A 6,000-nucleotide genomic window follows, 5' to 3' on the forward strand; every position below is an offset into this window, starting at 1 on the left:
GTTTCACGCCACGGTGCAGCGCACGTTGGCGTCCTGCAGCAGGCGTGGAAAGGGCTCGGGCGGCTGCGCATCGGTGAAGAGGCGGTCAATGCGCGAGAGCGGCCCCACCTCCACCATGGCCGGACGGCCGAATTTGCTCTGGTCGGCGGCCATCCACACTTCGCGGGCCTGCTCCATGATGGTTTGCGCCACTTTCACTTCTCTGAAATCAAAGTCGCGCAGACTGCCGTCTGATTCGATGCCCGAGATGCCGATCAGCGCAATATCGACGCGGAACTGGCGGATGAAATCCACCGCCGCCTCGCCGATGATGCCGCGATCGCGCCCGCGCACCACGCCGCCAGCGACGATCACTTCGCAATCGGCATTGCTGCTGAGCGTGGCGGCCACGTTGAGGTTGTTGGTGATGACGCGCAGGCCGCGGTGTTGCATCAGGGCGCGGGCGATGGCCTCGGTGGTGGTGCCGATGTTCAGGATCAGTGAGCAGTTGTTGGGTACCTGGGCAGCCACTGCCTTGGCGATGCGCGATTTGCCGTCCGCATTGAGCGATTCACGCTGCGTGTGGGCGAGGTTCTCGGTGGTGGAGCTGGGCACGCGCACGCCACCGTGAAAGCGCACCAGCAGCCCTGTGTCTGCCAGCTTCTGGATGTCGCGCCGCACGGTTTGCAGGGTGACGCCCAGGATTTCTGCCAACTGCTCAACCGTGGCAGATTGGCGGCGGCGCACCTCGTCTATCAATTGGAGTTGTCGTGGATTGGTGTTCACAGCGCAGGAGGTGTTGGTAGGGGCAGTGAGAAGGGCGCGGGCGCAGCAGGGGCGTCTGCGGCAGTTTGCTCCCAAACACTGTAGATCGAATTAAAACGAACCCTTACTAGGGTAACTTTCTATTGGTGGCGCGTTCAAAAGAACAAAAATGAACGAATTCGAAAGCACAAGGCTTTCATTTTCACAGATTTGCAGGCTTGCTCTTTCATTCGGAGCAGAGAGGCGATGATGCAGCTGGTGTTGGAGAATGTGGTCCAACGGGTAGGAGGGCAGACATGGCTCTATCCGCTGGATTTATCGCTGCAGAGCAATGCTGTGACGGTGCTGCTGGGCGCAACGCAGGCGGGCAAAACCAGCTTGATGCGCATCATGGCGGGCTTGGACAAACCCGCTGGCGGCCGGGTGCTGGTCGATGGCCAGGATATGACCGGCGTATCGGTGCGCCAGCGTGATGTGGCCATGGTGTACCAGCAGTTCATCAACTACCCCTCGATGACCGTGGCGCAGAACATTGCGTCTCCCCTGCGGCTGCGTGGCGACTCTGAAATTGATAGCAAGGTGCGCAGCCTGGCTGAGCGCTTGCATATCGATATGTTTCTGGATCGCCTGCCTGCCGAGCTGTCGGGCGGCCAGCAGCAGCGCGTCGCCCTGGCGCGCGCCCTGGCCAAGGACGCGCCGCTGATGCTGCTTGACGAACCGCTCGTCAACCTCGATTACAAGCTGCGCGAAGGCCTGCGCGATGAACTGAGCCAGTTGTTCGAGGCAGGCCGCTCCACCGTGGTCTACGCCACCACCGAGCCGGGCGAGGCCTTGCTCTTGGGCGGCTACACCGCTGTTCTGGACGCGGGCGAGCTGCTGCAGTATGGGCCGACGGCCCAGGTTTTTCACGCACCGCGCTCGTTGCGTGTGGCGCGGGCTTTCAGCGATCCGCCGATGAACCTCGTGACGGCACAGGTGCAGGCTGGCGGCGCGCAGCTTGCCTTGCCGCAGGGCGCTACGCTGCCGCTGGCGCAGCCATTGCCCGCAACCGCCACCACTGGCGAGGTGGTGGTGGGCGTTCGCGCGAGTGCGCTGCGCCTGCAGGAGCGCCCGGGTGACATCCATCTGCATGGCCAGGTGTATCTGGTGGAAATCTCCGGCTCGGACACCTTCGTGCATGTGCTGCTGCCCTGGGGTGGTTGGGTGGCGCAGCTGACGGGTGTGCACAAATTGGCAGCCAACGAGCAGGTCAGCCTCTATCTGGCGCCCGCAGACTGCTATGTTTTTGAGACTGAACGTGCAGGCAACCAGGGCGGCGCCCTGCTGCAGCTGCCGCAACAGCAGCAACAGCAACAGCGGTCGTCATCACAGTGGCCCGGTGCGGCGCAAGAGGTGTAAGCCATGGCTCGTATTTCCCTGGATCTGGCGCACGCCTACCGCCCCCACCCGCAGCAGGACAGTGATTACGCCCTGCTGCCGCTGCAGATGGAGTTTGCCGATGGCGGTGCCTATGCGCTGCTGGGCCCGTCGGGCTGTGGCAAGACGACCTTGCTCAACATCATGTCGGGCCTGTTGACGCCTTCGCACGGCAAGGTGCTGTTTGACGGGCGTGATGTGACGCAGGAGAGCCCGCAGCAGCGCAATATTGCGCAGGTGTTTCAGTTTCCGGTGATCTACGACACCATGACGGTGGAGCAGAACCTGGCCTTTCCGCTGCGCAACCGCAAGGTGCCGGAGGCCGAGATCCGCAAGCGCGTGGGCGCCATCGCCGAGATGCTGGAGATGAGCGGCCAGCTGAACCAGCGTGCGGCAGGCCTGTCGGCCGATGCCAAGCAGAAGATATCGCTGGGCCGGGGGCTGGTGCGGCCCGATGTTGCGGCGGTGCTGTTCGACGAGCCGTTGACGGTGATCGATCCGCACCTGAAATGGCAGTTGCGCCGCAAGCTCAAGCAGATTCACCAGGAATTCAAGCTCACGCTGATTTATGTGACCCATGACCAGGTGGAGGCACTGACCTTTGCCGAGCAGGTGGTGGTGATGTCGCGCGGACGGGTGATGCAGGTGGGGGCGCCCGAGGCCCTGTTCGAGCGCCCGAGACATACCTTTGTCGGGCACTTCATTGGCTCGCCGGGCATGAATTTCCTGCCCCTGCAGTGCCGGGATGGCGCCATGTGGGTGGCGGGCCAGCGCATGGACGTGCCTGCAGGGCTGGAGGGCGCGGCCGCCGCGCAGCAAGCCCTGCATCTGGGTATACGGCCCGAATACATGCGCCTGGCACCCGCAGGCTCCGCCGGTGCCGTGCCCGCGCAGGTCCAGCGCGTGCAGGATGTAGGCACCCATATGCTGCTGACCGCCGCCGTGGACGGCAAGGCCCTGAAGGCCCGGTTCATGGCCGATACGGCGCTGCCCGCGCCTGGCGCCACGGTCTGGCTGGAGGTGGTGAATCCGCACACCTGCTACTACCGCAATGAGGAGCTGATGGCATGAATCCCTCCAACAAGCCGGTCAACCAGAAGGCCTGGTGGCTGATCCTCCCGGTGATCCTGTGCGTGGCCTTCTCCGCCATCCTGCCGCTGATGACGGTGGTGAACTACTCGGTGCAGGACATCATCGACCCCGAGCGGCGGGTGTTCGTCGGCACCGAATGGTTTGCGGCGGTGATGCGCGATGAAGAGCTGCATTCGGCGCTGTGGCGGCAGATCACGTTCTCGCTGGCAGTGCTGGCGGTTGAGATTCCACTGGGTATTGCGCTGGCGCTGGCCATGCCGGCCAAGGGCTGGAAGTCGTCTGCCGTGCTGGTGGTGGTGGCACTGTCGCTGCTGATCCCCTGGAACGTGGTGGGCACCATCTGGCAGATCTATGGCCGTGCCGATATCGGCCTGCTCGGCCACACCCTGCAGAAGCTGGGTATTGACTACAACTACACCGGCAGCGCCTCGGATGCGTGGCTCACGGTACTGGTGATGGATGTGTGGCACTGGACGCCCCTGGTGGCGCTGCTGTGCTATGCCGGGCTGCGCTCCATTCCCGACGCGTATTACCAGGCGGCGCGCATTGATGGCGCGAGCAAGTTTGCGGTGTTTCGCTACATCCAGCTGCCCAAGATGCGGGGCGTGCTGATGATTGCCGTGCTGCTGCGCTTCATGGACAGCTTCATGATCTACACCGAGCCCTTTGTGCTGACCGGCGGCGGGCCGGGCAATGCCACCACTTTTCTGAGCCAGTACCTCACGCAGAAGGCCGTGGGCCAGTTCGACCTGGGGCCTGCGGCGGCGTTCTCGCTGATCTACTTCCTCATCATCCTCTTGTTCTGCTTTGTGCTCTACAACTGGATGCAGCGCGTAGGCACGCAGGAAGCAGAGGTGGAGCAATGAGCGCGGGAGTTGACATGAGCGACAAGCGGTTTCACAAGCGCAGCATTTTCCTGGTGCTTTACATCGTGTTCGCACTGCTGCCCATCTACTGGATGGTGAACATGAGCTTCAAGACGAATGAGGAGATTCTCTCGAGCTTCTCGTTCTTTCCGCAGCAGTTCACCTGGTCCAACTACGTGCGCATCTTTACCGATGAGTCGTGGTACTCGGGCTATATCAACAGCCTGATCTATGTGGCCATCAACACGGTCATCTCGCTCACCGTGGCGCTGCCTGCGGCCTATGCCTTCTCGCGCTACCAGTTTCTGGGCGACAAGCATGTGTTCTTCTGGCTGCTGACCAACCGCATGACGCCGCCTGCCGTGTTTCTGCTGCCGTTCTTTCAGCTCTACAGCACCGTGGGCCTGATGGATACGCACCTGGGCGTGGCGCTGGCGCACCTGTTGTTCAACGTGCCGCTGGCGGTCTGGATTCTGGAAGGCTTCATGAGCGGCATCCCGCGCGAGATCGATGAAACCGCCTATATCGACGGCTACTCCTTCCCGCGCTTCTTCCTGACCATTTTCTTGCCGCTCATCAAGGCGGGTGTGGGCGTGGCGGCGTTCTTCTGTTTCATGTTCAGCTGGGTGGAGCTGCTGCTGGCGCGCACGCTGACCAGCGTGAACGCCAAGCCCATCGTGGCGACGATGACGCGCACCGTGAGCGCCTCGGGCATGGACTGGGCCACGCTGGCGGCTGCGGGGGTGCTCACCATCGTGCCTGGCGCCATCGTGATCTGGTTTGTACGCCACTACATCGCCAAGGGCTTTGCGATGGGCCGGGTGTGAGGCCGGGCGATGCGGACGCCATGGGCATCGGAATGAAAGAGGAGAAGCGCCATGTTTGACTGGATGGTCTGGACCACCCCGGTGGCGGTATTTTTCACCTGCATCGTGCTGATGCTGGTTGGCATGACTGTATGGGAGCTGAAGTCGCCCACCACGCTGCGGCGGGGCTGGCTGCCCATTGCCACCACGCGCGGGGACCGGCTCTTCATCGGGCTTCTGGCAGCCGCCTACTTCAATCTGATCTTTGTCGGCATTGCGGGCAAGCTGCAGGAATGGATGTCGCTGGAGGCAGAGCCTTCGGTGTGGATCAGCTTTGTCCTGTCGATGCTGCTGCTGGCCTTGATCATGCGCAAGGGCTAGCCGCTGGACGCGGGATCGAACGGTATTTTTCAACGTATCCGGCTCTCCGCCTCCCCGGAGCCGCGATCGGACACCCCGGGGAAGCGTCACCTAGGAGACATTCATGAAGATGCGATACACAGCATTGGCGGCGGCAGCGGCGATGCTCGCCATGCACGGCGCGTGGGCCGCAGAGGCCGATGCCAAGAAGTGGATTGACGGTGAGTTTCAGCCCTCGACCTTGAGCAAGGACCAGCAGGCGGCCGAGATGAAGTGGTTCATCGATGCCGCCAAGAAGCTGCAGGGCAAGGGGGTGAAGGAGATTGCCGTGGTGTCCGAAACCATCACCACGCACGAATACGAATCAAAGACGCTGGCCAAGGCGTTTGAAGAGATCACCGGCATCAAGGTCAAGCACGACCTGATCCAGGAAGGCGATGTGGTCGAGAAGCTGCAAACCTCGATGCAGTCGGGCAAGTCGATCTACGACGGCTGGATCAGTGATTCCGACCTGATCGGCACGCACTACCGCTACGGCAAGATGATGAACCTGACCGACTACATGGCAGGCGCGGGCAAGGAGTGGACCAATCCGGGCCTGGACATCAAGGATTTCATCGGCACCAAGTTCACCACCGCGCCCGACGGCAAGCTCTACCAACTGCCCGACCAGCAGTTTGCCAACCTGTACTGGTTCCGCGCCGACCTGTTCGAGC

7 protein-coding genes are annotated in these 6,000 nt (G+C 62.4%); 6 read left to right on the forward strand and 1 reads right to left on the reverse strand.

Going from position 1 to position 6,000, the window contains the following annotated elements; translation table 11 throughout:
• Positions 1–3 precede the first annotated feature (3 nt).
• Positions 4–765, reverse strand: coding sequence for a DeoR/GlpR family DNA-binding transcription regulator (locus ACH2DG_RS19125; RefSeq protein WP_395028059.1), 762 nt, complete (start codon positions 763–765; stop codon positions 4–6).
• Positions 766–993: 228 nt separating this feature from the next.
• Between ACH2DG_RS19125 and ACH2DG_RS19130 the strand changes: the two genes are divergently transcribed.
• From ACH2DG_RS19130 to ACH2DG_RS19155, 6 genes are all read left to right on the forward strand, one after another.
• The gene (locus ACH2DG_RS19130; protein ID WP_395028060.1) at positions 994–2,142 is read left to right on the forward strand and encodes an ABC transporter ATP-binding protein; all 1,149 of its coding nucleotides are present in this window, start codon (positions 994–996) and stop codon (positions 2,140–2,142) included.
• Between the two features lie 3 nt (positions 2,143–2,145).
• Positions 2,146–3,231 carry an ABC transporter ATP-binding protein gene (locus ACH2DG_RS19135; protein WP_395028062.1) on the forward strand — a complete coding sequence of 362 codons (1,086 nt, stop codon included), beginning with the start codon at positions 2,146–2,148 and terminating at the stop codon, positions 3,229–3,231.
• Positions 3,228–4,118, forward strand: a complete 891-nt coding sequence (locus ACH2DG_RS19140; RefSeq protein WP_224152936.1) for a carbohydrate ABC transporter permease — start codon at positions 3,228–3,230, stop codon at positions 4,116–4,118. The genes ACH2DG_RS19135 and ACH2DG_RS19140 overlap by 4 nt, the downstream gene beginning before the upstream one ends.
• Before the next feature lie 14 nt (positions 4,119–4,132).
• Positions 4,133–4,945 (forward strand): carbohydrate ABC transporter permease, encoded by an 813-nt coding sequence (locus ACH2DG_RS19145; RefSeq protein WP_395028064.1) that lies wholly within the window; start codon positions 4,133–4,135, stop codon positions 4,943–4,945.
• A gap of 51 nt (positions 4,946–4,996) precedes the next feature.
• On the forward strand, positions 4,997–5,305 hold the full coding sequence (locus ACH2DG_RS19150; protein WP_395028065.1) for a DUF2160 domain-containing protein: 309 nt from the start codon (positions 4,997–4,999) through the stop codon (positions 5,303–5,305).
• Between the two features lie 103 nt (positions 5,306–5,408).
• Positions 5,409–6,000, forward strand: a 592-nt coding sequence (locus ACH2DG_RS19155) for an extracellular solute-binding protein (RefSeq protein WP_395028066.1), incomplete at its 3' end; no start/stop codon positions are given.

Origin of the sequence: Comamonas odontotermitis (assembly GCF_040396735.1) — a bacterium.
GTDB lineage: Bacteria > Pseudomonadota > Gammaproteobacteria > Burkholderiales > Burkholderiaceae_C > Comamonas > Comamonas odontotermitis_C.

Excerpts from the sequence above, each read along its gene's own strand:
- ACH2DG_RS19130 (WP_395028060.1), top strand. The coding sequence starts at position 994 with ATGCAGCTGGTGTTGGAGAATGTGGTCCAACGGGTAGGAGGGCAGACA.
- ACH2DG_RS19135 (WP_395028062.1), top strand. The coding sequence starts at position 2,146 with ATGGCTCGTATTTCCCTGGATCTGGCGCACGCCTACCGCCCCCACCCG.
- ACH2DG_RS19140 (WP_224152936.1), top strand. The coding sequence starts at position 3,228 with ATGAATCCCTCCAACAAGCCGGTCAACCAGAAGGCCTGGTGGCTGATC.
- ACH2DG_RS19145 (WP_395028064.1), top strand. The coding sequence starts at position 4,133 with ATGAGCGACAAGCGGTTTCACAAGCGCAGCATTTTCCTGGTGCTTTAC.
- ACH2DG_RS19150 (WP_395028065.1), top strand. The coding sequence starts at position 4,997 with ATGTTTGACTGGATGGTCTGGACCACCCCGGTGGCGGTATTTTTCACC.